This is a genomic window from Bacteroides sp. B1-V-101, from assembly GCF_023656585.1.
GTDB lineage: Bacteria > Bacteroidota > Bacteroidia > Bacteroidales > Bacteroidaceae > Bacteroides > Bacteroides thetaiotaomicron.
In genome coordinates this window covers 26,169-50,224 of sequence record NZ_JAMOKH010000013.1, presented here as the reverse complement: position 1 = coordinate 50,224, position 24,056 = coordinate 26,169, and the positions used below count along the sequence as shown (strand labels likewise).

At 42.2% G+C, this 24,056-nt stretch carries 29 protein-coding genes, 4 tRNA genes and 1 pseudogene; 8 read left to right on the top strand and 26 right to left on the bottom strand.

Annotated elements, in window-relative coordinates:
• Window positions 1-11 precede the first annotated feature (11 nt).
• The 20 genes from NBH01_RS12030 to NBH01_RS11935 form a co-directional block, all read right to left on the bottom strand.
• Window positions 12-1,727 carry a ParB/RepB/Spo0J family partition protein gene (locus NBH01_RS12030; protein ID WP_195435823.1) on the bottom strand — a complete coding sequence of 572 codons (1,716 nt, stop codon included), beginning with the start codon at window positions 1,725-1,727 and terminating at the stop codon, window positions 12-14.
• Window positions 1,728-1,828: 101 nt separating this feature from the next.
• The gene (locus tag NBH01_RS12025; protein WP_008775937.1) at window positions 1,829-2,017 is read right to left on the bottom strand and encodes a hypothetical protein; all 189 of its coding nucleotides are present in this window, start codon (window positions 2,015-2,017) and stop codon (window positions 1,829-1,831) included.
• A 5-nt stretch (window positions 2,018-2,022) separates the two neighbouring features.
• Window positions 2,023-2,766, bottom strand: coding sequence for an AAA family ATPase (locus tag NBH01_RS12020; protein WP_009039409.1), 744 nt, complete (start codon window positions 2,764-2,766; stop codon window positions 2,023-2,025).
• Window positions 2,675-3,532: a hypothetical protein gene (locus tag NBH01_RS12015; RefSeq protein WP_250700120.1), complete on the bottom strand. Its 858-nt coding sequence runs from the start codon at window positions 3,530-3,532 to the stop codon at window positions 2,675-2,677. Before NBH01_RS12015 ends, NBH01_RS12020 begins: the two co-directional genes overlap by 92 nt.
• The gene (locus NBH01_RS12010; RefSeq protein WP_250700119.1) at window positions 3,529-3,978 is read right to left on the bottom strand and encodes a VRR-NUC domain-containing protein; all 450 of its coding nucleotides are present in this window, start codon (window positions 3,976-3,978) and stop codon (window positions 3,529-3,531) included. Before NBH01_RS12010 ends, NBH01_RS12015 begins: the two co-directional genes overlap by 4 nt.
• 177 nt (window positions 3,979-4,155) lie before the next feature.
• Window positions 4,156-5,892 (bottom strand): DEAD/DEAH box helicase, encoded by a 1,737-nt coding sequence (locus tag NBH01_RS12005; RefSeq protein ID WP_004311530.1) that lies wholly within the window; start codon window positions 5,890-5,892, stop codon window positions 4,156-4,158.
• Window positions 5,889-6,497, bottom strand: a complete 609-nt coding sequence (locus NBH01_RS12000) for a hypothetical protein (protein ID WP_004311529.1) — start codon at window positions 6,495-6,497, stop codon at window positions 5,889-5,891. The genes NBH01_RS12005 and NBH01_RS12000 overlap by 4 nt, the downstream gene beginning before the upstream one ends.
• 24 nt (window positions 6,498-6,521) lie before the next feature.
• Window positions 6,522-6,941, bottom strand: coding sequence for a NinB/YbcN family protein (locus NBH01_RS11995; RefSeq protein WP_250700118.1), 420 nt, complete (start codon window positions 6,939-6,941; stop codon window positions 6,522-6,524).
• Between the two features lie 2 nt (window positions 6,942-6,943).
• Window positions 6,944-7,417, bottom strand: coding sequence for a single-stranded DNA-binding protein (locus tag NBH01_RS11990; RefSeq protein WP_008775943.1), 474 nt, complete (start codon window positions 7,415-7,417; stop codon window positions 6,944-6,946).
• Window positions 7,414-8,322 (bottom strand): hypothetical protein, encoded by a 909-nt coding sequence (locus tag NBH01_RS11985; protein ID WP_032851137.1) that lies wholly within the window; start codon window positions 8,320-8,322, stop codon window positions 7,414-7,416. Before NBH01_RS11985 ends, NBH01_RS11990 begins: the two co-directional genes overlap by 4 nt.
• On the bottom strand, window positions 8,319-8,915 hold the full coding sequence (locus tag NBH01_RS11980) for an ERF family protein (RefSeq protein WP_009039406.1): 597 nt from the start codon (window positions 8,913-8,915) through the stop codon (window positions 8,319-8,321). The genes NBH01_RS11985 and NBH01_RS11980 overlap by 4 nt, the downstream gene beginning before the upstream one ends.
• A 236-nt stretch (window positions 8,916-9,151) precedes the next feature.
• Window positions 9,152-9,234, bottom strand: a tRNA-OTHER gene (locus tag NBH01_RS11975).
• Window positions 9,235-9,628: 394 nt separating this feature from the next.
• Window positions 9,629-9,726 (bottom strand) — tRNA-OTHER (locus NBH01_RS11970).
• Window positions 9,727-9,818: 92 nt separating this feature from the next.
• Window positions 9,819-9,889: transfer RNA gene (locus NBH01_RS11965), tRNA-OTHER, on the bottom strand.
• A 62-nt stretch (window positions 9,890-9,951) separates the two neighbouring features.
• A complete protein-coding gene (locus tag NBH01_RS11960; protein ID WP_004300202.1) occupies window positions 9,952-10,143 on the bottom strand; it encodes a hypothetical protein in 192 nt (63 codons plus the stop codon).
• Window positions 10,140-10,397: a hypothetical protein gene (locus NBH01_RS11955; protein WP_004300201.1), complete on the bottom strand. Its 258-nt coding sequence runs from the start codon at window positions 10,395-10,397 to the stop codon at window positions 10,140-10,142. Before NBH01_RS11955 ends, NBH01_RS11960 begins: the two co-directional genes overlap by 4 nt.
• 17 nt (window positions 10,398-10,414) lie before the next feature.
• Entirely contained in the window at window positions 10,415-10,621 is a 207-nt protein-coding gene (locus NBH01_RS11950; RefSeq protein WP_004318833.1) for a hypothetical protein, read from the bottom strand.
• 26 nt (window positions 10,622-10,647) lie between these two features.
• Window positions 10,648-10,781 (bottom strand) — tRNA-OTHER (locus tag NBH01_RS11945).
• 274 nt (window positions 10,782-11,055) lie between these two features.
• Window positions 11,056-11,292 (bottom strand): hypothetical protein, encoded by a 237-nt coding sequence (locus NBH01_RS11940; RefSeq protein ID WP_004300198.1) that lies wholly within the window; start codon window positions 11,290-11,292, stop codon window positions 11,056-11,058.
• Between the two features lie 15 nt (window positions 11,293-11,307).
• Window positions 11,308-11,601: a hypothetical protein gene (locus NBH01_RS11935; protein WP_115484181.1), complete on the bottom strand. Its 294-nt coding sequence runs from the start codon at window positions 11,599-11,601 to the stop codon at window positions 11,308-11,310.
• 153 nt (window positions 11,602-11,754) lie between these two features.
• Here NBH01_RS11935 and NBH01_RS11930 point away from each other — a divergent pair, with 153 nt between their 5' ends.
• From NBH01_RS11930 to NBH01_RS11920, 3 genes are read left to right on the top strand one after another with little or no spacing between them, the layout of a single operon-like run.
• Window positions 11,755-12,135 carry a helix-turn-helix domain-containing protein gene (locus NBH01_RS11930; RefSeq protein WP_181982437.1) on the top strand — a complete coding sequence of 127 codons (381 nt, stop codon included), beginning with the start codon at window positions 11,755-11,757 and terminating at the stop codon, window positions 12,133-12,135.
• A 10-nt stretch (window positions 12,136-12,145) separates the two neighbouring features.
• The gene (locus tag NBH01_RS11925) at window positions 12,146-12,532 is read left to right on the top strand and encodes a hypothetical protein (protein ID WP_118443525.1); all 387 of its coding nucleotides are present in this window, start codon (window positions 12,146-12,148) and stop codon (window positions 12,530-12,532) included.
• Window positions 12,533-12,552: 20 nt separating this feature from the next.
• Entirely contained in the window at window positions 12,553-13,020 is a 468-nt protein-coding gene (locus tag NBH01_RS11920; RefSeq protein WP_004318837.1) for a hypothetical protein, read from the top strand.
• On the opposite strand, the gene NBH01_RS11915 is transcribed toward NBH01_RS11920, so the two are convergent.
• Window positions 13,017-13,355: a hypothetical protein gene (locus NBH01_RS11915; RefSeq protein WP_004300192.1), complete on the bottom strand. Its 339-nt coding sequence runs from the start codon at window positions 13,353-13,355 to the stop codon at window positions 13,017-13,019. The two genes, NBH01_RS11920 and NBH01_RS11915, sit on opposite strands and share 4 nt — an antisense overlap.
• A 421-nt stretch (window positions 13,356-13,776) precedes the next feature.
• Here NBH01_RS11915 and NBH01_RS11910 point away from each other — a divergent pair, with 421 nt between their 5' ends.
• The 3 genes from NBH01_RS11910 to NBH01_RS11900 are packed head-to-tail and all read left to right on the top strand — an operon-like array spanning window position 13,777 to window position 16,167.
• Window positions 13,777-14,217 (top strand): LexA family protein, encoded by a 441-nt coding sequence (locus tag NBH01_RS11910; RefSeq protein WP_055217582.1) that lies wholly within the window; start codon window positions 13,777-13,779, stop codon window positions 14,215-14,217.
• Window positions 14,217-15,467 (top strand): Y-family DNA polymerase, encoded by a 1,251-nt coding sequence (locus tag NBH01_RS11905; RefSeq protein WP_234141471.1) that lies wholly within the window; start codon window positions 14,217-14,219, stop codon window positions 15,465-15,467. The genes NBH01_RS11910 and NBH01_RS11905 overlap by 1 nt, the downstream gene beginning before the upstream one ends.
• 1 nt (window position 15,468) lies before the next feature.
• Complete coding sequence (locus tag NBH01_RS11900) at window positions 15,469-16,167, top strand: SOS response-associated peptidase (protein ID WP_234141478.1); 699 nt, start codon at window positions 15,469-15,471, stop codon at window positions 16,165-16,167.
• Between the two features lie 286 nt (window positions 16,168-16,453).
• Here NBH01_RS11900 and NBH01_RS11895 read toward each other — a convergent pair whose 3' ends face one another.
• The 5 genes and pseudogenes from NBH01_RS11895 to gnd all read right to left on the bottom strand — a co-directional run bounded on the left by NBH01_RS11895 (window position 16,454) and on the right by gnd (window position 21,606).
• Window positions 16,454-17,404 carry a Dyp-type peroxidase gene (locus NBH01_RS11895; RefSeq protein ID WP_234141480.1) on the bottom strand — a complete coding sequence of 317 codons (951 nt, stop codon included), beginning with the start codon at window positions 17,402-17,404 and terminating at the stop codon, window positions 16,454-16,456.
• Between the two features lie 173 nt (window positions 17,405-17,577).
• Window positions 17,578-18,293: pseudogene (pgl, locus tag NBH01_RS11890) on the bottom strand (6-phosphogluconolactonase).
• The gene (zwf, locus tag NBH01_RS11885) at window positions 18,290-19,786 is read right to left on the bottom strand and encodes a glucose-6-phosphate dehydrogenase (RefSeq protein ID WP_008763420.1); all 1,497 of its coding nucleotides are present in this window, start codon (window positions 19,784-19,786) and stop codon (window positions 18,290-18,292) included. The pseudogene pgl and the gene zwf overlap by 4 nt, the downstream one beginning before the upstream one ends.
• A gap of 184 nt (window positions 19,787-19,970) precedes the next feature.
• A complete protein-coding gene (locus tag NBH01_RS11880) occupies window positions 19,971-20,138 on the bottom strand; it encodes a hypothetical protein (RefSeq protein ID WP_165360425.1) in 168 nt (55 codons plus the stop codon).
• Window positions 20,131-21,606: a decarboxylating NADP(+)-dependent phosphogluconate dehydrogenase gene (gnd, locus tag NBH01_RS11875; protein ID WP_008763418.1), complete on the bottom strand. Its 1,476-nt coding sequence runs from the start codon at window positions 21,604-21,606 to the stop codon at window positions 20,131-20,133. Before gnd ends, NBH01_RS11880 begins: the two co-directional genes overlap by 8 nt.
• 109 nt (window positions 21,607-21,715) lie before the next feature.
• Between gnd and NBH01_RS11870 the strand changes: the two genes are divergently transcribed.
• Both NBH01_RS11870 and gmd read left to right on the top strand, forming a co-directional pair.
• Window positions 21,716-22,885 carry a dicarboxylate/amino acid:cation symporter gene (locus NBH01_RS11870; protein WP_048696908.1) on the top strand — a complete coding sequence of 390 codons (1,170 nt, stop codon included), beginning with the start codon at window positions 21,716-21,718 and terminating at the stop codon, window positions 22,883-22,885.
• A 76-nt stretch (window positions 22,886-22,961) separates the two neighbouring features.
• On the top strand, window positions 22,962-24,032 hold the full coding sequence (gene gmd, locus NBH01_RS11865) for a GDP-mannose 4,6-dehydratase (RefSeq protein WP_234141481.1): 1,071 nt from the start codon (window positions 22,962-22,964) through the stop codon (window positions 24,030-24,032).
• The last annotated feature ends 24 nt before the right edge of the window (window positions 24,033-24,056 follow it).

Sequence of the window (24,056 nt, the reverse complement as noted above, 5' to 3'; positions counted from 1 at the left end):
AGAGGAAACCGTTAGGCTTCCTCTGTGTTATCGTTATTAAGTTCTTCGAGTTGCTGTTTGAGCTTCATCTCTTTCTTGCTATATGAATCTGCAAGTTTCTTTGTTAGCGCATTGTAATCATCCGGATATTGTTCTGCAAAAAGGATTTTCTGACACTTTTGCAAATAGGAGCAGAAATTCACATTATTCGATGATAAGCATTCAGCAATAAAGGCTCTATACCATTGGTGTCGGTCAGCTTGGTTGTTCTTGACATAATTTACAAAATCACTCTCACCATTCCATTTTTTCAAATTCAGTTTTTCAAGATAAGTACTGCTACAACCGCTAAGAACCAGCACATCAAAAACAAGTTGTTCATTTTCAGAGAATTCTTTTGTTCTCTGATAATATGTTTTCTCTTGCGCCCACTTGCGCATTTCTTCAGCAGACTTCTCCTTGACTATATCCTTCGCTCTTTTTAATTGGGCGTTTATTTTTTCCCTTTCTATCTCTTTTAGATCGGCAACAGCGGCAGTACTAGAAACCAGTTCTTTCTTTGTGTAATAGAATTTTACATTAAATTCTGGATTATAATTACCAAAGAATGAGATACAGCGATAAATTTCACCTTCATCAAGCATTTTTAGTGTCCGTTCATCATCAGCACTATAATAACATAAACTCCTAAACACCTCATCTGGATTAACTACTTCAAATCCAAGTTGCTTTACGGCTTCTAAAGCACTTTCATATTGTGCTTTTCTTTCATCACTCCAATAATATTCTGCTTTTGCTACAATAACAGTTTTTCCGAATGAAAAAGGTTCACCTACTTTAACAAGATTCTCACTCTCAAGCAGAATCTTTCGGATTACATATGCAATCCGCTTTCTATAAAAACAGGCAGCATTGATACAGCGAGCATTCTTATTATTCATCTCATAGAACAAACAACCATGATTACAGGTATTAGATTCACATTGAGAGCACTGCTTAAATTCGCCATTTTCCCAATTGTCTGCGTCTTCTTTAATCCAATCCGCTTTATCCAGTTCTAAAAAGGAATTACTAACATAGTCACGTATCATAGATGTCGTGCATTGTTCATCTTCTTCCTCATTGAACTCCTTTTGAGTTTCTTCGTCAAGTTTTGAAAGAATCATAGCACCGGATAATGGTATGTCTCCATTTCTTACACGTTCTTTCAGTTCCGGGATAAGACCGTTTAGCTTTATACGGTCAAAGACAAAACGAGTAGACTTTCCAAATTTAAGAGCAATATCTTCCAAAGTCCGTCCTTTCTCAGCCAACTGCGCAAAGGCAAAAGCTTCTTCGATGGGATCAACATCTTTTCTTTGAAGATTCTCGGTAATCATCGCTTCAAAAGCCTCATCGTCTGTCATTTCTCTGACAATGCAGGATATTGTCTGAAATTTCTCCGACTTTTTTCGATGGGCTTTGATTTTTGCAACATTCGCTTCATCTTCCTTTGCTTTCAAAAGTGACACAGCCCGAAAACGACGCTCACCGCAAACAATTTCATACGAACAGGGAATTGTCGTAACACCGCCAGTCTCTAAGTCAGTAAAATCTTCGGATTTGGCTACCCTGACGGTGATAGGCTGCAATAAGCCTTGCTTTTCAATGTTGCTTGCGAGCTCTTCAAGAGCTGCTTCATCAAAAGTCTTTCTCGGATTCAAAGGAGAAGGACTAATAAGGTCAATTCTAATGTTTTGTACTTCCATAATTTAATTATATTGGTTTGACTTTTAATTCATTACATCAGTAAAGTTATCGTAAAATGACAAGTTATGCAAACAGAAACTTCGCCATTTTAACGCCATTTTCATGTGGGCTTATTACGTATTTGAATAAATCCTCTTCTTTCAGTTTCCCGAAGAAGTTCCATATCTTCTTCTCGTATTTCAGCAGGCGTTTCACCGTTCACACTTCGATACGTTCCAATACCGAAACGCTCTCTGATACGAGCAATTTTATCCGAATCTTTAGTAACCCAGTAAATTGTAACTTTCATAGTAGCTATATTCTACGACTCTCGCCACACAGGGGGAGAACATTAAACGTTTTAAAACGATCCACTAATCTTGGCCCAAAACGTTTCTTAAATTCGGCTATGCCAAGATTCGATGTTATATGATACTTCTTGCCATATTGCTGAAAAATCTCATACCGGGCATAAAGAAATTCATCAATAACTGAATCGAGACTGGTACCATACGATTTTTGATTTTCCGTTTCCAGACCGATATCATTCAAGCAGATATTAAAGGGATTTGGTTTAAATCCTTTGGATTGATTCTCATTGTAAGTGTACAAGTCAATATGCCCGTGAATTTTATAATAATTCATCATTTGAGTAACAGACAAGTTTTCAAAAGCATTGGGGTTACAAGTGAGTTTCAAATAATCTGCAAAAATCTGCATCAACATTGTTTTTCCGGTACCAGGTTCACCAACAAGCAAAAGATTCTTATGAACCTTGTAATTCTCTTCCGGAAACACATTTTGAGCATACCGACATCCGTTGAAGTAGTACAGAAGAAACTGAATTAGTTTAGAGTTGTTATCATCAACATCAAATTTTCTAAACTCCCGTTCCGTATAATCCGTACCAAGGTTAGAAATTAAATTCCAATGACTGTAATACTCTTGCGTATCAGTTAAGTCATATTCAGAAACGTTCTGAATACTTTCTTTGTGCCTTTGTATCAGATTCTCTATCTGTTGGAGTGTCAGCTTGCGCTTGCCGGCTTCCTTCTCCATCAAATTTTGAAGTTTGCTTGATAAATTCTTTTCCTCTTCCGTCATGGTCTAATTCATTTTTTCGATTTTCACGAATACGATCCAGTATCCAAAGGTTTGCTTTGGAATCCCACCGCTCTATTTTCACTCCATTGGCATTCTTCCACCCTATCGAGTCAAAGTGATTGAAGAATATTTCTGCTTGCTCTTGCCAGTCATCTAACCGTTCCGGAGCATTTTGCTTGATGAAGTGTTGAATAACCTCATCAAGCGTAGGAGCTATAAATTCTTTTGCGACTCTTTTAGGTTTCTCCGGTTTAGAGAGTGGGAAAAGCTCGCCAGAGCTACTTTCTTTCTTACCCCCTTTAGGGGGTTCTTTCTTTGTCTCTGTCTTATATTCTTCTTTAGGGGGTATGGGGGAGCTTTCTTGAAAAGGTGTCCCTAAAGGGTACCCTAAAGGTGTCCCTAAAGGATGCCGTAAAGGTGGTATATTTTGCATACCTTTTTGTACACCTTTTATAGAATACGTTGATTTATTGCCTCTTCCATTGCCTTGTTTACATTCAATAAGACCTGCTTGAACTAATCTATTTCGGGCGGACTTGAATACTTTTACAGACACTCCCACGTCAGATGACACCTTTGTATCACTACGTGTCCAGTTATCCTCCCAGCCTAAACGATTCGCAATTTTTAGCAAGTAAAAATAAAGCCTCGTTTCACAGCAGGAAAATTGCCAGCTTTCGTCAAGTTCCCAAAACCTATTGATAAGTTCAATATAAGTCATATCAATTTATAATAATTCCGTAAGACATTGTTTATATAAGGTTGAGGGTCAGCTTTCAGATAATAGCAAACGCTATTAATGAACTCAATCAACCCATGACAAACGACATATACACTGCCATATTTCTCAACTAATGTCTGCCATTCTTTTTGCTCATCAGACTGCGTTCCGGCACGTTTACCTTTTACATGTGGAGTTTTCATCTCTATGCAAAGACTGCTCTTACCACCGCGAGGAAAAAGCAGAATCAAGTCAGCAACACCAGCGATGGCACCTTCATATTTACGCATAGCACCGCTTTTCTTTGTCCTGACGCCGCCGTTTGGTATAGCAAAGAGTAGAGGGCCGACATTGGGAAACGTTTCTCTGAACCAAGTTACACAAATGTGTTGTATCTTGGTTTCAGAATATTTCACCTCCAATTTACGAATATCTTCTTCAGTCATTTTTCTGCTTGTTTTTTGAAATCGTAGCACATTCATTTAGAAGGTCAACGATTTGTTTACACCTGTTCCTGCAACCGACAAAGGATATTATGGTTTCCCATTCAGGACCGAACAACATTTCTTTCTTGTATTCCTGAATATGAGTTCTCTGCCCAATTATAACTAATCTAAATGGCTTCATAATTTATCCCTAAACAAGTCCATTGCAAGATTCACCATATTCTCTTCTACTTGGTCATCCGTTCCGGTTACACCGTTAGCAATGTTCTTCTTTGTTTGAATCACATCATACATATACTTGTCAATAGTATCCTTACCTAAGAAGTAATAGCAGTTAACGTTGTTCTTTTGACCGTTACGGTGTGCTCTATCTTCTGCCTGTTCGCAATCACTGAAAGTCCAAGGGAACTCTATAAAAGCGACACGACTGGCAGCAGTCAAAGTAAGCCCGGTACCGCCCGATTTGAAATTCAGAATAATCAGTTTACAATCCGGATTATTTTGGAAAGAGTCAACGGCATATTGCTTTTGGTTGACACTATCGGAACCCGTTACAGTAACAGCTTTAGGAAATTCCTTTTTCAGTTCTGCTACAACTTCTTTCAAGTAACCGAAAAGTATCAGCTTCTCACCACCGTCGATAACATCATGGACAAATTCACAAACAGCCTTGATTTTACCTCTGGCAGATATCTGCTTTAAAAGCTGCATCTGCACCATAACGGCACCATTCATTGATTTCTGCACTTGTTCATCCGAAGCGTTCTTGTACTTCTTCAAGTATTTTACCATATCAGCCTCGGCAGCCTTATACTCTTTGGTGGTAGTGATATCAACTGTCAAGTATTGACGAGTCTTGTCCGGAAGTTGTGTAAGCACCTTTGACTTCTCACGACGAAAGAAGCAAGTATTCCATAGTCGCCAATTCAGCTCTTTAACGTTGGATGCCTGTTTGGGACCATCACAATATCTTTCAACATACCGGCTATAACCTCCAAAGTCCTCTAATCGACCTAATATTTTTAGCTGTTGTAGCAAGTCTGTATTATTGTTAACAACAGGAGTACCGGTCAATGCGAATATATAACGTTTACCTTTGCAGATACCTTCAACATATTTGCTCTGTTGAGTTTTACTTGATTTGCATTTATGAGATTCGTCAATGATAACAGACCTAAACAGAGAGACACGCTGATCGAAAGCAATACTTTTCATTGTAAGCTTGGATTCCTTATTTACAGCTTTTACAAAAAATTTATTAAGCGATTCATAATTAGTAATGAACACCTCACAAAGTGGGTTGCCATCAGACTTTTTACACTCATAAAATGATTGCCAGGACTGTCGGTTTCTGTCATCAAGGATAATCGAATTCATACCTGCGAACTTCTTAAACTCACGCTGCCAGTTTACTTTCAACGCAGCAGGGCAAATTACAAGTACTGGAAAAGACTCACCATAAATGGGCGCTTCCTTATGTGCTTTAACAACTGCACATATGGCTTGCAATGTTTTACCTAATCCGGGCTGGTCACCGAAAAAACAGCGTTTGTGCTCTATTGCATACTGTACTCCTTCAAGTTGATACTCGTAAGGTTGAAGTAACATATAGTGTTCACCGACAAAAGGTTTCATCGGAGGAATATCATAATTAATATCTTCAGTTACCTCACGTTCCTTGACAGTAGAACAATAACGCATCTGAACAGCCCATTGCGCAAAAGCTCTCACATACCAATTCGCATCACGTCCAATAGGATAACGCGTATCATTGATACTAACAAGCCACGCCCGGTCTGTTCCGTCATAGCGTGGCTTACTTGGTATCATCTTTATGACCTCGACCAACTTTGGGTGATACTCGAACTGAATCCGGTACAGATTGGGCGTCTTAGTCACATAAATTGGTTTCATGAAGCAGGTTCTAATACTAATTCATGATGTTCAACTGTTGAACATATCCCGTTATCTTCACCATCTTCATTCATTGCATCAGCAGCTTCATCAACCTTGTCAAACGGATCCTCACCATCTTTAAATTCAAATTCCCTTTGAATCTCCGAACATTTATTCTCTGTAACATAAAGCTCTGCTTCATACAAGAAATTATAAACCGCATCACGAAACTCCTCACAATGCACATACGATTCATTGTCCGGATCGAAACCGATACCAGGAGAACAAAGATTAAGGACTTTGCTCGTCATAAGGGTTCGCTTACCTGTCAACACACAAACCTCAAAAGAAGAATCACCACCAATGCTAACGCCGGTTACATTGAACTTTTTGAAGAACTCATCTTCAAGACATGACTCTGGACGTTCCCAATTAATGTACTGGGATTCTTTCTGTTCTGTAATATCGACAATGTAGGGTATGAGCTTGTTTAGCGAATCCTTCAAATCCGGATGAACAGGATTAATCCCCTTGAAAACAATATCGTTTCCTTCCTTGTCTGCATAGACCACTTCAAGACATCCCTTTTTGGTCAATTTTGCTTTTGAAATATTCAAATCCATTTTAATTAAACTTTGAGTTAATACTTACCTATGCAGGTATTCATTAATAAAATCTTTATAGTACTGGTCAACAGGCAATGGCAAATTGATTCCTAATTCGGTGGCAGCATCAGCCTGAACCTTATCCATGAAAGTATTCATTTGGATCGTATTCAATTTAGAAGTACTTCCAACAACCGAAACAATATTTCCATTCATACATATTTGCCGTGGAAGAAACTTCCGGCAATAGTAATCATGTACATCCAACTTATCCGTGCCTGTCTCCCTCTCAATACAGGCAAACCACAGCCACATGAGCGCGTTCTGCGACAGGGTACGTGGTTCTACCTTTCTCTTGATGCTTACAGTGTAAGTTCCATTCTTGAGCGTGGAACAGAGGTAGTCAAACGACTTATCCATTGTGACTACCCCATTTTGTTTTGTTAGAATAGCTTCTGCCATATTTAGAATGGTAAATCATCAGGCGGTGATACCTGTTGATATGGCTGTTGCTGATATGCAGGCTGCTGTACTTGTTGTTGCTGTCTCTGTGTAGGCTGTTGCGTTGGTAACGGTGGTGGTACAGGAGCAGCCTGTTGTTGAACTTTCGGTGTAAGCATCTCGATACTATCAACAAAGACTTCAGTTATGTAACGTTTAACTCCTTTGCTATCGTCATAGTTACGAGTGCGTAACTTACCTTCTATATACAACTTATCTCCTTTATGGACGTACTTCTCAACTATTTCAGCAGTCTTATTCCAAAAAATAAGATTATGCCATTCTGTACGTTCCGGCACCTGGGTTCCATTTTGTAAGGTGTACGCCTTATCTGTTGTAGCAAAAGATAAAGAAGCTACTTTCGCTCCACCGTCCAATGTTCTCACATCCGGGTCTTTACCGGCACGCCCTATAAGAATTACTTTATTAACACTCATTTTCCTTCCTCCCTTATAGTTACACGAATACTATCCGCTTTAGTTGATGTTTTTAAATATTGAGAATATAGTTCCGGGTGATCTTCCTGAAACTTCTTTGCATCAAAACTCTTACCCGTTGAAGAGGGAGTATAGCTAACACGCAACCGACCGGCGTCCCATGATTTAACACCGTTCTCACGCATGGCACTTTTAAGCTGTTCCTTATAACCTTTCTGCACTTCAGCGATATAACTCGCCTGTTCCTCTATATCAATAATAGTATTTACTAATTGCATAGGAATAAGCTGCTTCTCATCGGCTGGAACAGGAGCATTAGGTAAGAACTGTTCACCTTTAATCTCACACTCCAGTAATCTCTTAACCTCTGCATCCGGCTTACGCTCAATCTCGACTAATTCCGACTTATTTCCACGTAACCAAATGCCAAACAGTTTATCAACTTTAATTAGTGGATTTTGAAGTTCAAACAAATAGGCATAGATTGATAGCTGCCAACTCAAATACTCACGGTCAAGGCTTGCAGTAGTCTTGATGTCGCCAAGACTGATTTTTTCGTCCTTTTCCCAAACACAATCAATATTCGATGCAAAATATTCATTGTCTGAAACAGTGTACTCATTGGCAAAAGCCTTATATCCGGCATTTACTCTTTCCCTGATATAATTAATAGCTTCAATACTCTCGGGTGGTAATCCTGTAACATCAGCAAACTGGCATTGTCCATGAATACGACTGCCTTTTTCAGCAGCTTTTTTCAATATGTATTCTGGAATATCCCTATACTTATTGGGAAATAGTTGCCGGCTTATCATTCCGGTAATACCTTTCAGTTGCTTTTCACCAAGAAAATATGTGTGGTTCTCTTCTGAGAAAACCACACTCGATTTAACCAACTCTATCATGATGCAGGATAAATTTTGCCCATTTCCATACAAGCATTTACAAACTCTTTATCATTTTGCATAGCCGGATTAGCATACCATACTTTTTCAAGTTCAGCTCTGCTTTTGACAGCAAGCATGTCAGCAATAGCCTTTTTCAGTTGGGCACCAGTATAAACTGGATTCTTCATACTAGCCGGTGTTTTTGCAGGCTGTTGTGCGTCTTCTTTATCGTGAGTGTTAGTTGCATCACTGTCTTTTGTATCATCAATGCAAAATAGACCGTTAAGAGCATATTTTCTTGCATAAGAAGATGAGGCTCCGGTAATTTGGCTGCCATCCATTCCCTTCTTTGTTTCCTCTTCTCTCGCAAAAGCAGTCACTATTTCTTTTTCCCCTTTTTCGTTGGTTAAAGTGGCAGTTGCTTTTACATAAATTCTATTGCCTACTGGCACCATCTCATCACTGAGAGTTAACGAACACTTTGTTTCAGTCAGAATAGGTTTCACTGACTCAAGAATATCCTCACAACTACGGTATTTGTAACTACCGAACTTATTAAATTGCCCTTTCGGGGCTTTCAGCTTTTGCTGAATGGTTACTAATTCTTTCATAATTCTGAATTAATGGTTTGACTTTTAGTTTATTACATCAGTAAAGGTAATCGTTATTGACAAGTTTAGCAAACAGAAACTTCGCCATTTTAACGCCATTTTCAGGTAGTTAAAAACTGCCTGTACGGTATTGTACAGGCAGAAAAATAAGAAAATGAATAATCCAATGTACCTTATGGAACGGCTACGCTTGAAGGGTGTACGGCTCCCTGATTTATACATAATGTAAATGCTAGTGGACGGAACCGGAGTCGAACCGGTCTCACGGAATATTGGTGCACCTCACCGCAGTTTCAGCCAACGATATACATATCCGCCCGATTAATTAAAAAGGTGCACTATCTTCACAGACCATACACCCCAATCACAAACACAAAACAAAACTCATGAACTACTATAATTTAATAGGATCAAAAGGGTGAATGGCGTGGGTCTCGAACCCACATCACGCATACCTGCATATGCTGCCAATTACACCAGCCATCCGTTTAAAGTGAACTATTCTCACGAACCATTCACTTAGAACACAAACACAAAATAAAACACGACATTAACTATTAAATAGCACTCTCACGAGCTTCTTGCTTCCGGATAGCCGTTCAAAGCACACCGGAATAGTATAGAACAATTAAAACTCAAATAACAGGGGCTTTAACCCTACAGCGTCCTTTTCGCTGGCAACATTAGTTAAACATAAAAAGAAAAATTCTCTGTGAAGGAACCCGGACTCGAACCGGGATGATAGATTACCTATGTATGACTTTCTTCAATCTATCTGCATACTTGCGTTTACCAATTCCGCCATTCCTTCAGGTCGTAGCCAGACGCTTCCGGCTACATTGATTGTATATATAATGCAAATATATTTTCACCCTCACGGGTTACTTAACTCTGATTGAGTTGAGCCGGGAAACGGATTCGAACCGCTGACCTCATGTAGAAACATGCGCTCTAACCAACTGGGCTATCCCGGCAGATGCCCGGCGAACCGGGCTAAATAAACATGACAAATACTAAAATTAAGCAATGCAGACCTTCACAGGCTATCCTTATTTTGTTTCCTATCTTCGTAGTATCGAAAACAGATATAATTCACTGATACGACAGTCACCAATACAAAAGCAGCAATAAATTCTTTCTTGCTAACTTCAATGCTATCTATAAGATACAGTGTTGTCCATAAGGCAATGAACATCATGGCATACTGTATCACTTTAATCTTTTTCATTTCTTCCGTTTTTTAGATTTAACTTTCCTTCCCGCACATCGGCAATGAAGTAATACTTGAGCAGCATTACAATGCCACTTGCCGTTTTGGACATTAGTGGGCTTATCACTTTCAATCTTACCCGCTTCTATAAGATTCATCAATTTCTTTTCCCCACCCACATAATACGCAGACTTATCTTTTCCAAACGTTTCTGTAGAAAACAGACGGAGAATATTATCTAGCAATATTTCAGCCATTTCACCTCTGATCATCTCAACAAGCAAGGTAGTTATGCAATTCTGGTTACTATAAACTGCATATTTTTTACATCTGACTTTGTTTTCCAAGCCATTCCTTCAGCTTTTTCTTTATAAAGCCGAGCATTCAATGTATTAGTTACAGACGGTTTCTGAACGATAGGAAATACTTCTATTGCACCAACATCCATACTCCGTAATACATCAATTACGTTACGTCTCTGAATATCCTTTTCCATACAATCTAATTTTAAATTAAACATTGAAGCGATGAGCGGATTCGAACCGCCGACCTCTGCTTGTGGTGCTCTTCCGTTAAGCTAAGAGTATTTCTTGAGAGACTCGAACTCTCAACCATCCACCACACACAGCGCTCTAACCTGCCTGAGCTACATCACCTTTATATACATAAAGCAAATACCTCGATTTGCCGACAAACGTCTAACTGATTTAGTTTTACAACGATACGGCTTGACCATTAACCACAGCATTATATCGTTGAGAAGCCCGCCTACGTCAGTAATCCCTTTCAGCACGTGTCGGCTTCCAAAACACCATTTTACCAATATGTCAAAGAACTCTTCTCTGTTGTTCCCAGTCTCCCTTCAAGGGCAGGCTCAAAGACCGGACTGGGTACCGGATAACCGGCGGTTTGGTTTGACTTTAGTGAGGGTTAGAGAATACTTTGGTTGTTCTTCAAAACTATGTCCATTAAGTTTCGTTGCGATTCAATAAATTTCTTCAAATCATCACATTGGGAAACTTTCTCTCTATAAAATCCACGTTCTGATTCTAAATCTCGTTTGAGTTTTTCATTCTCACCTCTCAAAGAGCTGATCAACGCGTCTCGTTCTTCAATCACAGCTTCATATTTGTCTCGCTGTATTTCTAGTTCGGTTCTTTTATCCATTGTTGTATAATTTGATTAATCTCCGACGTAATGTGCACCGTAATGAGTACTATTTGGGTTGTAGTAAGCGGAAACGGGAATATTAAGGTTATTATATTCCTTGCTAAGTGTAGCTTTGGCAGTCTTGCTCATAGCTTCATGTCTTTCAGCTAAAAATTTATCAGTTCTTGATTTCACTGCTTCCGGTGAGAAACTTTCTTGGAGTTTTGCGAAGCTCCATGCAGATTTTAAACACTCTGAAAATGTTTTTCCACCCTTCTTGTAATTGCGGTGTGCAGACTTCATTATTTGTGATAAATTGTAGCTCATAATCGTTATTCTTTAATTGGTTTTATCAATCAATTTTTGTATGTTTGTATGATTGATTGATTTATGATGCAAATATATCCTCAAATGTGGATATTTAAAAATTTAAAACCTATTTTATATCCCCATTTGTGGATATTTAACTTTTGATTGATTATGATAAACAGAATTAAAGAAGTAATAACCTATTCAGGGCTATCAGAGAGGGGATTTGCTATTAAGTGTGGATTAAAGCCCACAACTATTAATAATCAACTGATAGGAAAAAGAGAAATTAGCCTTGCAACAATAATAGCAATTTCATCCTCATTTGAGGAAATTTCCGCTGAATGGTTGTTAAGAGGAACTGGTTCCATGCTCATTCAAAAAGAAGAAACAGAACCAGGAATGGACAAATTGAAAAGTATTGTATATACCATAGCCAATTTGCAGGATGAAATCAATGAGAAGACAATGCTTACCCAACGGCTTTTGGAAGAAAACCAAAAATTAAAGGGTGAACTGGCTATGTTGAAGAATGAACGAAATATAGGATAAATATATATGTATGAAAAAGACTTTTTTTATACTACCCCTTTTATTAGTACTGATATTTAGCTCATGTTCTGATGACAGTATTAACTTAGCAGGAACAACATGGACTTCTACAAAAGATTGGTATGGCAAAACTCGATTGTCGTTTGAAGAAGGAACTCCTTATTTAAGACCTTTCTTCGCTATATCTTTTGGTTTAAAATCTTTCACAATATATAATGTTGCAGATGATAATGAGGATTTAGAATATGAATGGAAAGAAACGGTATCAGGTAAATACTCTATAAATAACAATATAGTGAATCTAATAGTAGAAAAAGACAACTTAACAATTCCCTGCGAAATAGAAAAAGATATAATGTATTACAGTGATACTAGAATGAAACTATATAAACAATAGAATAAATATTTTTTTCAAATATGCGCCCAATTAGAACTGTACCCCCAAAAGATGAAAGAGAATATCCTTTAGTTATAACAGCTGAAGAGAAGGATAAAGTATTAAATTATATTTTGGTTGTAGCAAACGGGAAAAGAACAGCTAAACTAAATTATAAAGATATACCAGACCTTAGGATCAGTAAAGAACAATATGAAATAGTTTTAGAGGAGTTCAAAAATAGGAGATTTATTGACTATAAAGGATATGGTATTGAATATCTTACGTTGAATTTTGAAATATTCAATTTTGCAGAAAAAGGGGGATTCACTGTTGAAAGAGACTTATATATATTAAGTTTTGATACATTTCAAATGCAGCTAGAACGATTAGAAAAGGAGTTAAGCCCTGATACAGCAGCGAAAGTTGATGATGTTGTCGGAAAAGCCAAAAATATAACTGAACTACTGATAGGGCTCTCTGCTCTAGCTGAAAAAATGAATCTCTAAGATTTATTATCAGGATCAGTTAATAGGAACTCCAATATAGAAGCTGCACGAAGCAGTCTTGAAGCATATAGAGTTGCATCTGCATCCGGGTTGTATTGATAACGCCTAGTCTGAAACTTTTTAAAAGTAACAAAGCCACTAGACATATCATTAGCAAGTGTTTTCAAGCTTGATATAGTTTCTTTTACATTTTGGTCATAAGACATTTTTATACGCATACGAGCGGAATCATCCACTTTTGCACAACACTGGGGATAAAAGGCTGTTGCATTATCTTCTTTAGAAGATTGTTTTTTACTTATCCTTCTTAGGACATTTTTTAATAACGATTTCATAAACGCACTATTTTAGTTTGACAATGCGCAAATATAATATTTAAAGTAATATAAAATATGAAATATAGAAATCTTGATAGTACATAAAACATCAAATGGTCGAATTATGGTCGAACCATAAAAAAAAGCAGGACTATATAATTGATATACAGAATATACAACTAGATTTCCAAAAATGTGTCTAGTTTAGTTTTTGTGTTGAGTGCTTCCTCGTCGGCGGACGATCTAGGAAGCACTTTTTATTTATCTATTTATAGAACAAGCTGAACGATAGCACTAAATCAAAGAAAAATAACATAAAGTTTGATTATACATAAAGCTCTTTTATATTCTATTAAATCTTAATGCATTTCTTTTTGCGAGCAAAGACTTGACTCCGTTTGTTTATAGGGAATACACATGGGTAATAAACAAACAAGTTATGAACAAACAAATAGAGATACATAAGATAGATATATCCAGCAGCCTTCCGTTGCAATTTGCCGATGAAGGAATCAAGGCCGGCTTCCCCTCCCCTGCCCAGGACTATATGGAACAGGCGATTGACTTGAACAAAGAACTGATCCGTCATCCGGCGTCAACGTTCTACGGACGTGTGACGGGAGACTCGATGAGAGACGAAGGAATAGAAGAAGGTGACATACTGGTCATCGACAAGTCATTGGAGCTGATGGATGATGATTTGGCAGTATGCTTTATCGATGGCGAGTTCACCGTCAAAAGAGTGAGACTGGAACCGGAAGCTATCTGGCTGGTCCCTTCCAATCCGGATTATCCACTGATAAAAGTAACCAAGGAGAATGACTTCATGATCTGGGGAATCGTTACATTTACAATCAAAAAGAATCGGAGGAAAAGATAATGTTCGGACTAATAGATTGCAATAACTTTTATGCTTCCTGCGAACGGGTATTCAATCCGGCTCTCAACGGAAAACCTGTCATTGTACTTTCCAACAATGATGGTTGTGTGATAGCGCGCAGCAACGAAGCCAAAGAACTGGGAATTAAGATGGGCGTCCCCGCCTATCAAATTAAGAATCTGATAGACAGCCACGGAATCGCCGTCTTTTCGTCAAACTATACCCTATATGGCGATATGTCCGGACGAGTCATGTCGATACTTACCGAACTGGCTCCAGAAATCGAAGTCTACTCGATAGACGAAGCGTTTCTAAATCTGGACGGCATAAAGGAATTGCAACCGCTGGGGACAAACATCGTAAACAGCGTGACCCGTGGTACCGGCATCCCCATGAGTCTGGGAATAGCCTCCACAAAGACGCTCGCCAAAATAGCGAATAAATTTGCGAAAAAGTATCCTGCATACAATCGGGTGTGCATCATCGACACAGAAGAGAAGCATCTCAAAGCCCTGCAACAGACAGAGATAAGAGATGTTTGGGGCATCGGACACAAGCAAGCCGCCAAACTCGAAAAGCAAGGGGTAAAGACGGCTTATGACTTCATCCAACTTCCCGAAGCATGGGTGCGCAAAGAAATGACCGTGACAGGCGAACGCACCTGGAAGGAACTTCGTGGCATTTCCTGCATCCGCATGGAATCCATTCCTCCGGCAAAGAAACAGATTTGTACATCCAGGTCTTTCGGAAAGATGATCTCCGACATCGATACCCTGATAGAAGCCATCGCCACACACGCATCGACCTGTGCCCGAAAGCTCCGGAAACAGAAAGCGTATGCCCATTCTCTCCTGGTATTTATCCACACCAATAACTTTCGGGAAGACCTTCCGCAATACTGGAAGAACACCGTCATCCATCTTCCCGTACCGAGCAATGACACGCAAGAGATTATCCATTACGCACTTATCGGACTGAAAAACATCTTCATGCAAGGCTATCAATACAAGAAGGCAGGCGTCATCATCACCGAAATAACAGAAGATGCGCAACTCGGACTTTTTGATTCCGTCGACCGTGAGAAGCATCATAAACTCATGCAAATCATAGACAAGATCAACGGTGAACACGGTCAACGCATCAAACTGGCCGTGCAAGGCAACGGAAGAGAATGGATGCTCAAACAAGAACAGCTCTCCGGACGTTATACTACTGATATCAACCAAATTATAAACATTAATTGCAGATAATATGTGTTTCCACAACTCCATGTCAGCCAAAGCCATCAAAGTTGCCGCCCGTTACGGACGCCAATCGGATGTAGTCGAGATATACCAAAGCATTCTTGACGAACAGTATCATGTGAATGCGTTCACTTTCCCCAGATATCCCATCATTACTTCTTCGGACGAAGTACAGGTTTTCAACTGGGGACTCATCCCTTTCTGGGTAAGAAGCGAAGAGGATGCGACAGAAATAAGAAAGATGACACTCAATGCCCGTGCGGATACCATTTTCGAGAAACCGTCTTTCCGAGAACCGATCATGAAGAAACGGTGTATAGTGCCCAGTACCGGCTACTTTGAATGGAGGCATGAAGGAGCAAACAAGATACCTTATTATATATATGTGAAAGATGAACCTATCTTCTCGATGGCCGGCATCTACGACCGTTGGCTGGACAAGGATACGGGAGAGGAACACGAAACTTTCTCCATCATCACCACTGACACCAATTCGCTGACCGATTACATCGATAACACCAAGCACCGGATGCCCGCCATACTCACCCAAGAGGAAGAAGTAAAATGGCTCAATCCCTCATTGAGCAAAGCCGAAATAGCTTCTTTACTGAACCCCTTCGATACAGAGAAGATGGATGCATACGTTATCAGAAACGATTTCTTAAAGAAATCTCCCAATGATCCGACAATAGTACAAAGGGCATAGGAAAAAGAAGTTTATCCCAAAAAAGTGAGGGAAGTGAGAGAGGAATTGCAACTTTTATATTTTTATTTCACTGTTTCTACTCTCTAATTTTCAACTAAAAAAAATACGAATGTTAGAAATCCTCTCTCACTCCTCTCACTTTTTCCCCTTTATTTCATGAAATTCGGGAGAAAGTACAAAAAGAAACAGAGTTCAAAGAACAAAACGTGGTGGGAAATCCGGAAAACATAACCATCTTTTCCGAACTTCCCACCACGTTTTTATCAGATTCGCACCGTCCGGTGATTTACTCACCCAACTCGCCCAGCAAATCATACGACGGCGCAAAGAAAAGCGTCCCCGTTATTGCCGTACTGAAATCGAGCAAGCGGTCGGTATTCCCCGCCGGACTACCGATAAACATATTCTCCAACATCCGGCGAGTCGTGCTGAATGTACTAGCATACCCAATAAAATACGTACCATACTCCCCCTTCGAAGTATTGGCAAACGGCATATTGGCACGTACAATCTTCAGATCATCACCGATATTGGTCACAGCATTATGTGCATTCTCCGGCTTCTCTTCGTCCGACAGCTCCACATCATTGAACTTATGACGTCCGATCACCTTTTCCTGCTGTTCCACCGAAAGCGCATTCCACGCAACCATATCATGAATGTACTTCTGCACAAACACATAACTGCCTCCTGCAAAATCCGCATCCTCCTCGCCTATCACCGCAAAATGATAGGGATTCTCATCGACAGCAGGATTCTCCGTACCGTCCACAAAGCCGATAATCGCCTTACCATCCATATAGCGGAACCCATGCGTCTCATCAACAGACACCACAGCCCCTTTGAGCTTCTCATCAAGGATAGAAGCAAACTCGAAACACAGCCCCATCTGCTTCGCCCGAATATGGAACAACAAATCACCGGGAGTAGAAACAGCTGTATACTTCTCCCCTTTTATCTCGGAGAAAGTACTCAGCTCTTTCGGTTTACCCTTATCGGGGAAAAGCCGCGTCCACGCATCAGCCCCGAATCCCATCGTGCAACTGAATTGCATATCAGGAAAACGATTGCGCATACTACGGATCATTGCCGAGAAATTGGCACATACATCCTTTACTTTATCAACCGTATCGGGGGAATCTGTCAGGTTATAGACTATAAATATTACATTCTCTCCCTGTTTTCCGGCCACATCCTGTGGGATATGACCGCCGAACGAATTTTGAAATGGATTCATATTCTTTTAATTTTAGTTTTTTAGTTTCGCCCATAAGATATATCCGGTGATAAAACCGAATGGCTACATAGGCAAGAAGCTCCCGGCTTCGACCCCGTGAGCTTCTCTCTTCTCCAATGTTACTCTCTCTTCTTATATATAATATACTTTGTCTTTATATTGTCTCTCTCTTTTCAGTCATTCCGCACATACATCGCGGCTCCGGCATCCATAAAGAGTTCGACATTCTCCGCATGATGCGCTATATAAGCCGCCGGTCCCGTATCTCCCGAGTGGCAGATTTCTTCCACCACTTCCGCCTTCGCTTTTCCGGTAATCAGAAAAATAACAAGGCGGGCAGTCAGAATCGGGAATCCGGTCATTGCAATGCGTTTCTGTCCGTTGCGGGGATGAGTGCTGGTCACATAAATCTGGTCGGAAGAGAGCAAAGCCTCCTGTCCGGGGAAGATAGAGGAAGTATGTCCGTCATCTCCCGCTCCCAACAGCACAATGTCAAATTCGGGCCAACCATTCTTCTTGGGTACCTGCCTGCTGACAAGTTCGGAATAGCGGGCTGCTTCTTTGCCGGTTTCTCTTCACCGCGAATGCGGTATACATTTTCGTAAGGAATGGGCACTATCCCCAAAAGCAGGGAACGCATCATTCCATAATTACTATCAGAATCTTCGGGAGGAACGCAACGTTCGTCTACCCAATAAAGTTTCATACGCTTCCAAGGAGTAATATCAGCGTATTCATTTGCCCATAAATCAAACATCAAGGCGGGAGTACTGCCACCACTCACTGCTATGTTGAACGTTTTGTCCGGTTCAGCATTCATGATATCCACCAAGTGGAATATCAACGAACGGGCTGTCTCCATAGACGACGGGAAAACAGATAGTTTCATAGTTCGCAATATTGGTCTGTATTTGTTAAGTTCTTACACGGGTTGGTCCAGTCTGCCCCATGCTCGTGCATCATAGCTTCACTTTCGAGAGGTCCCCACGTACCTGCCGGATAGCCGTACAAAGGTGCGTCCGGATTATCTTTCCAATAACGTAAGACCGGATCAAAGAAATTCCAGGAAGCCTCTACAGCGTCACTTCGAGTAAATAAGGTCGGATCTCCCTGAATGCAGTCGTCAATCAGACGGGCATAAGCGTCACCGCTCGGCACGCCGCCCAACTGTGCGTAACTGAAATCCATCGTCACCTGACGGACTTCGAAACCTGCACCCGGAACCTTCATTCCGATCTTCAGCACAATACCCTCGTTTGGTTGCAAACGAAGGATCAACTTATTAGCCCTCGGACAGTTACCGCCGGAACAGCGGAACATCTGATGGGGCGTCTCGCGGAAGTGAACGACAATCTCCGTCACCTTCGTCGGCATCTGCTTACCGGTACGGATGTAGAACGGTACCCCGCTCCAACGCCAGTTACTGATGCCCAGCTTCATCGCAATATAAGTCTCCGTACGCGAGTCGGGAGCCACTCCCTTTTCCTCACGATACCCCTTCTTATTGCCCGAAGCCGTATATTGTCCGCGAACGATATGTTCATTCAAGTCCGTCTCCGTAAGCGGAGTCAGCGACTCATAAACCTTCACTACCTCATTCCGGAAATTATCCGCATTGAATACCGCCGGCGGCTCCATAGCCGTAAGGGCTACGAGCTGAATCAAGTGATTCTGCACCATATCCCGCAAAGCCCCCGCCGTCTCGTAAAAACCTCCACGCTGCTCAATACCCAGATTCTCTACAGCAGTAATCTCCACATAATCAATATAATTACGATTCCATAACGGCTCAAAAATACCATTGGCGAAACGGAAAGCAAGCACATTCTGCGCCGTCTCCTTGCCTAGAAAATGATCGATACGATAAATCTGATGCTCATCAAACACAGAAGAGTAAATCTTATTCAACTCAAGCGCCGACTCCAGATCATACCCGAATGGCTTCTCAACAATAATACGAGAATGAGGAGTATTCAGCCCGGCCGCCTTCAAATGCAAAGGCACCACCCCATACAGCGAAGGCGGAGTAGCCAGATAGAACAACAAATTATCCGGATCGACCTCCTTCGTAAGCTCTACCAAACGCTCCCGCAACTGCGAATATCCCTCCACTTTCGCAGGATCCATCGGCAAATAATACAAATGAGACACAAAAGAAGACATCAGCTCCAAATTCTGCTCTTCAGCCTTTACAAACTGCTGCAACTCCCCAAGTATATATGAACGGTAATCTTCATCAGAATAGACAGTACGCCCAATTCCCAGAACAGTAAAACTCCCCGTCAGCCGTTTATCCCGATACAGAGAGTACAATGCAGGCATCAACTTGCGTTTAGTCAAGTCGCCCGAAGCACCAAAAATAATCATTGCAAATTTATCCATCGTCGTATTTTTAACTTTTTACCTTTTATCTATCCATCACCGCACCTAAACCGACCAGCCTCAACCAACCGACAAACCGACCAATCTCAACCAACCGCCCTAACGCATAATCACCCACACACCCACTACTACCCCCACCTACAACTTACCATCCGAACGGTCTCCCGGCCTCACCGAAGGAGCGTCAAGCGGAGGCTGTATCTCCGGCGTGAAGAAGGGCAGGCTGTTTGAGCGGAGCGAGTTCCTGCCCTTTAGCCGGAGATGCGGCCGGAGTAGCTCCGTAGGTGCAGCCTTGATTTTTTCTTTTGGTACCTTTCTTTTGCATCAAGGCAAAAGAAAAGTACTCACACATTATAAGTCCCCGACTTCGTCTCCCCTCCGTGCCCCGTCCAATTCTCATGAAAGAACTGTCCGCGCAACTCATCCTTCCTCTCAAACGTATGCGCACCGAAATAATCACGTTGCGCCTGCACCAGATTGGCAGGTAAATTGTCAGAAGTCAGCGAATAAAAATAATTCAAAGCCGAAGAGAAAGCCGGAACAGGCAATTCCTCCTTCATCGCCTCCGCCACCAGATTCTTCCATCCGGGGAGCAAAGACTTGATTTCCTCACGGAAGTAAGGAGCCAGCAACAAATGCTTCGGCTTATCCGCCGCCTCAAAAGCAGCAGCTATATCATTAAGGAAAATACTGCGGATGATACATCCCCCACGCCACATACGGGCAATGGAGGCCAAATCCAAATTCCATCCGAAAGCATCAGAAGCCCGCTGCAACACAGCAAAGCCCTGCGCATACGACACCAGCTTGGAAGCGTAAAGCGCAGAAAATATCTCCTTCACCAATTCCGCCTTATTATATACAGGCAATGTATGCTTGCACAAGAACTGCTTGGAAGCCAGATGACGCAACTCCTTCTGAGCCGAGAGACTGCGTTCGAACACCGCCGTGGCAATCAAGCCCAACGGCATCCCCAACTCCATCGCATTGATGACAGACCACTTTCCCGTCCCCTTCTGTCCGGCGGCATCGAGAATCTTATCGATCAGATACCCACCGGATTTATCCTTGTGACGCAAAATATTAGAAGTAATCTCAATCAGATAACTGCGCAACTTCCCTTCATTCCAACGGGCAAAAACGTCCGCCATCTCCTCGTTCGTCAGATCAATGAGATTCTTCATCACCCAGTAAGCCTCGGCGATCAACTGCATATCACCGTATTCGATACCGTTGTGAATCATCTTCACAAAATGTCCCGACCCGGCAGGGCCTACCCACTGGCAACAGGGAGTTCCGTCCGGCGCTTTCGCCGCGATGCTCTGCAAGACAGGCTTCACTTCCGGCCACGCTTTCTCCGATCCTCCGGGCATGATGGAAGCACCGTTCAACGCACCTTCCTCACCGCCCGACACTCCGCTTCCTACAAACAAGAAGCCTTTCGATTCAGCTAATTTTACACGGCGATTGGTATCTTCGTAATTAGAATTACCACCGTCAATCAGAATATCTCCGGGAGAAAGCAAAGGGAAAAGCTGATCCATCAGTTCGTCTACCGGACTGCCGGCACGTACCATCATCATAATCTTGCGAGGGGTGGCGATTGATTCCACAAAAGCCTTTATATCTGTAAAACCTTCAATGTTTTTACCTTTAGCACGACCATTCATAAAGCGGTCTACTACTCCTTCTTCCACTCCGGGGACGGTACGATTATAAACAGAGACGTGCCAGCCCTTGCTTTCCATATTCAAAGCAAGGTTCTCACCCATCACTGCCAGACCGATCAACCCGATATCTGTTTTATTCTGATTTGCCATATCTTATATATTTTAAAATATTGTTTATGTAAGAAACACTTGAAAAGCACATTTGTTCGCTAGTTTTGGATTAAAATACTATTTTTGTGGTCAACAAATAACTATCAGAATGAAGAAAATCAAGATCGACCTGCTGCCACGCATCATTATTGCTATCATCTTGGGGATTGCCATTGGCACTATTTTTCCGGCTCCGCTGGTACGAATATTCGTTACGTTCAACGGAATTTTCAGTGAATTTCTTAACTTCTCCATCCCGCTCATTATCGTCGGACTGGTCACCGTAGCCATTGCCGACATCGGCAAAGGTGCGGGAAAGATGCTGCTTGTCACCGCCCTCATCGCTTACGGTGCGACGCTCTTCTCCGGCTTCCTGTCCTACTTCACCGGTGTCACCGTGTTCCCCTCGCTCATCGAAGTGGGCGCGCCGCTCGAAGAAGTCAGCGAAGCGCACGGCATTCTCCCCTACTTCTCCGTATCCATCCCTCCGCTGATGAATGTCATGACGGCATTGATCCTTGCCTTCACACTGGGATTGGGACTGGCGGCACTGCACAGCGATGCTCTGAAGAGTGTAGCACGGGATTTTCAGGAAATCATCGTACGCATGATCAGTGCGGTCATCCTGCCTTTACTGCCGCTTTACATCTTCGGCATTTTCCTGAATATGACTCATTCCGGACAAGTATATGCCATTCTGATGGTCTTTATCAAAATCATCGGAGTTATCTTTCTGTTACATATCTTCCTGCTCGTCTTTCAGTATTCCATTGCAGCACTCTTCGTCCGTAAGAATCCGTTCCGGTTGCTGGGCAGGATGATGCCGGCCTATTTCACCGCATTGGGCACGCAATCGTCCGCCGCCACCATTCCGGTGACGCTGGAGCAGACGAAGAAGAACGGAGTATCCGCCGACATTGCAGGATTTGTGATTCCGCTCTGCGCCACCATTCACCTGTCCGGCAGCACGCTGAAAATCGTGGCCTGCGCACTGGCACTGATGATGATGCAAGGAATGCCGTTCGACTTCCCGCTATTTGCCGGATTCATCTTTATGCTGGGCATCACGATGGTAGCCGCACCGGGCGTTCCGGGAGGAGCCATCATGGCGGCACTCGGTATCCTGCAATCGATGCTCGGCTTCGACGAGTCGGCACAGGCGCTGATGATCGCACTCTACATCGCCATGGACAGTTTCGGGACTGCCTGCAACGTGACGGGCGACGGAGCCATCGCGTTGATCATAGACAAAGTAATGGGAAAAGGAACGGGAAAATAAAACAGACTTGGTTTGCATATACAGCATAAAATAACGAAATTTGTCCCCCGTATTTTCAAATAAAAAATAAAGGAATATGAAAACAGCCCTTATATCAGGCATCACCGGACAGGATGGTTCTTATCTTGCCGAATTTCTCTTGCAAAAAGGTTACAAAGTACACGGTATCCTCCGTCGTTCTTCCTCATTCAATACCGGACGTATCGAGCATTTGTACTTTGACGAATGGGTACGCGACATGAAACAAAAACGTACCATCAACCTGCACTACGGCGATATGACGGACTCCAGCTCACTGATCCGCATCATACAGCAGGTGCAACCGGATGAAATCTACAATCTGGCAGCACAGAGTCATGTGAAGGTATCGTTCGACGTGCCCGAATATACTGCCGAAGCGGACGCTATCGGCACACTGCGTATGCTCGAAGCCGTACGCATCCTGGGACTGGAAAAGAAAACAAGGATATATCAGGCTTCCACCTCCGAGCTCTTCGGTAAGGTGCAGGAAGTTCCGCAAAAGGAGACAACTCCGTTCTATCCCCGCTCTCCCTACGGAGTGGCAAAGCAGTACGGTTTCTGGATCACCAAGAACTACCGCGAAAGCTATGGCATGTTTGCCGTTAACGGCATCTTGTTCAATCACGAAAGCGAACGTCGTGGCGAAACATTCGTTACCCGCAAGATTTCTCTCGCTGCCGCACGTATCGCGCAAGGCGAGCAGGACAAGCTGTATTTAGGTAATCTGGATGCCCGCCGTGACTGGGGATATGCGAAAGATTACGTGGAATGTATGTGGCTGATTCTTCAGCATGACGTTCCGGAAGATTTCGTAATCGCCACCGGAGAGATGCACACCGTACGCGAATTTGCCGCACTGGCATTCAAGGAGGCAGGCATCGAACTTCGTTGGGAAGGCGAAGGCGTGGACGAAAAGGGTATCGACGTGGCTACCGGAAAAATATTGGTAGAGGTTGATCCCAAATATTTCCGTCCGGCAGAAGTGGAACAACTGTTAGGAGATCCTACCAAAGCCCGGACATTGCTGGGATGGAACCCAAGGAAGACATCGTTCGGAGAACTGGTAAGCATCATGGTGCGCCATGACATGGAGAAAGTAAGAAGAATGATCGCTACCAAGCACTAACAGATCTCAAACCGAACGCGGATT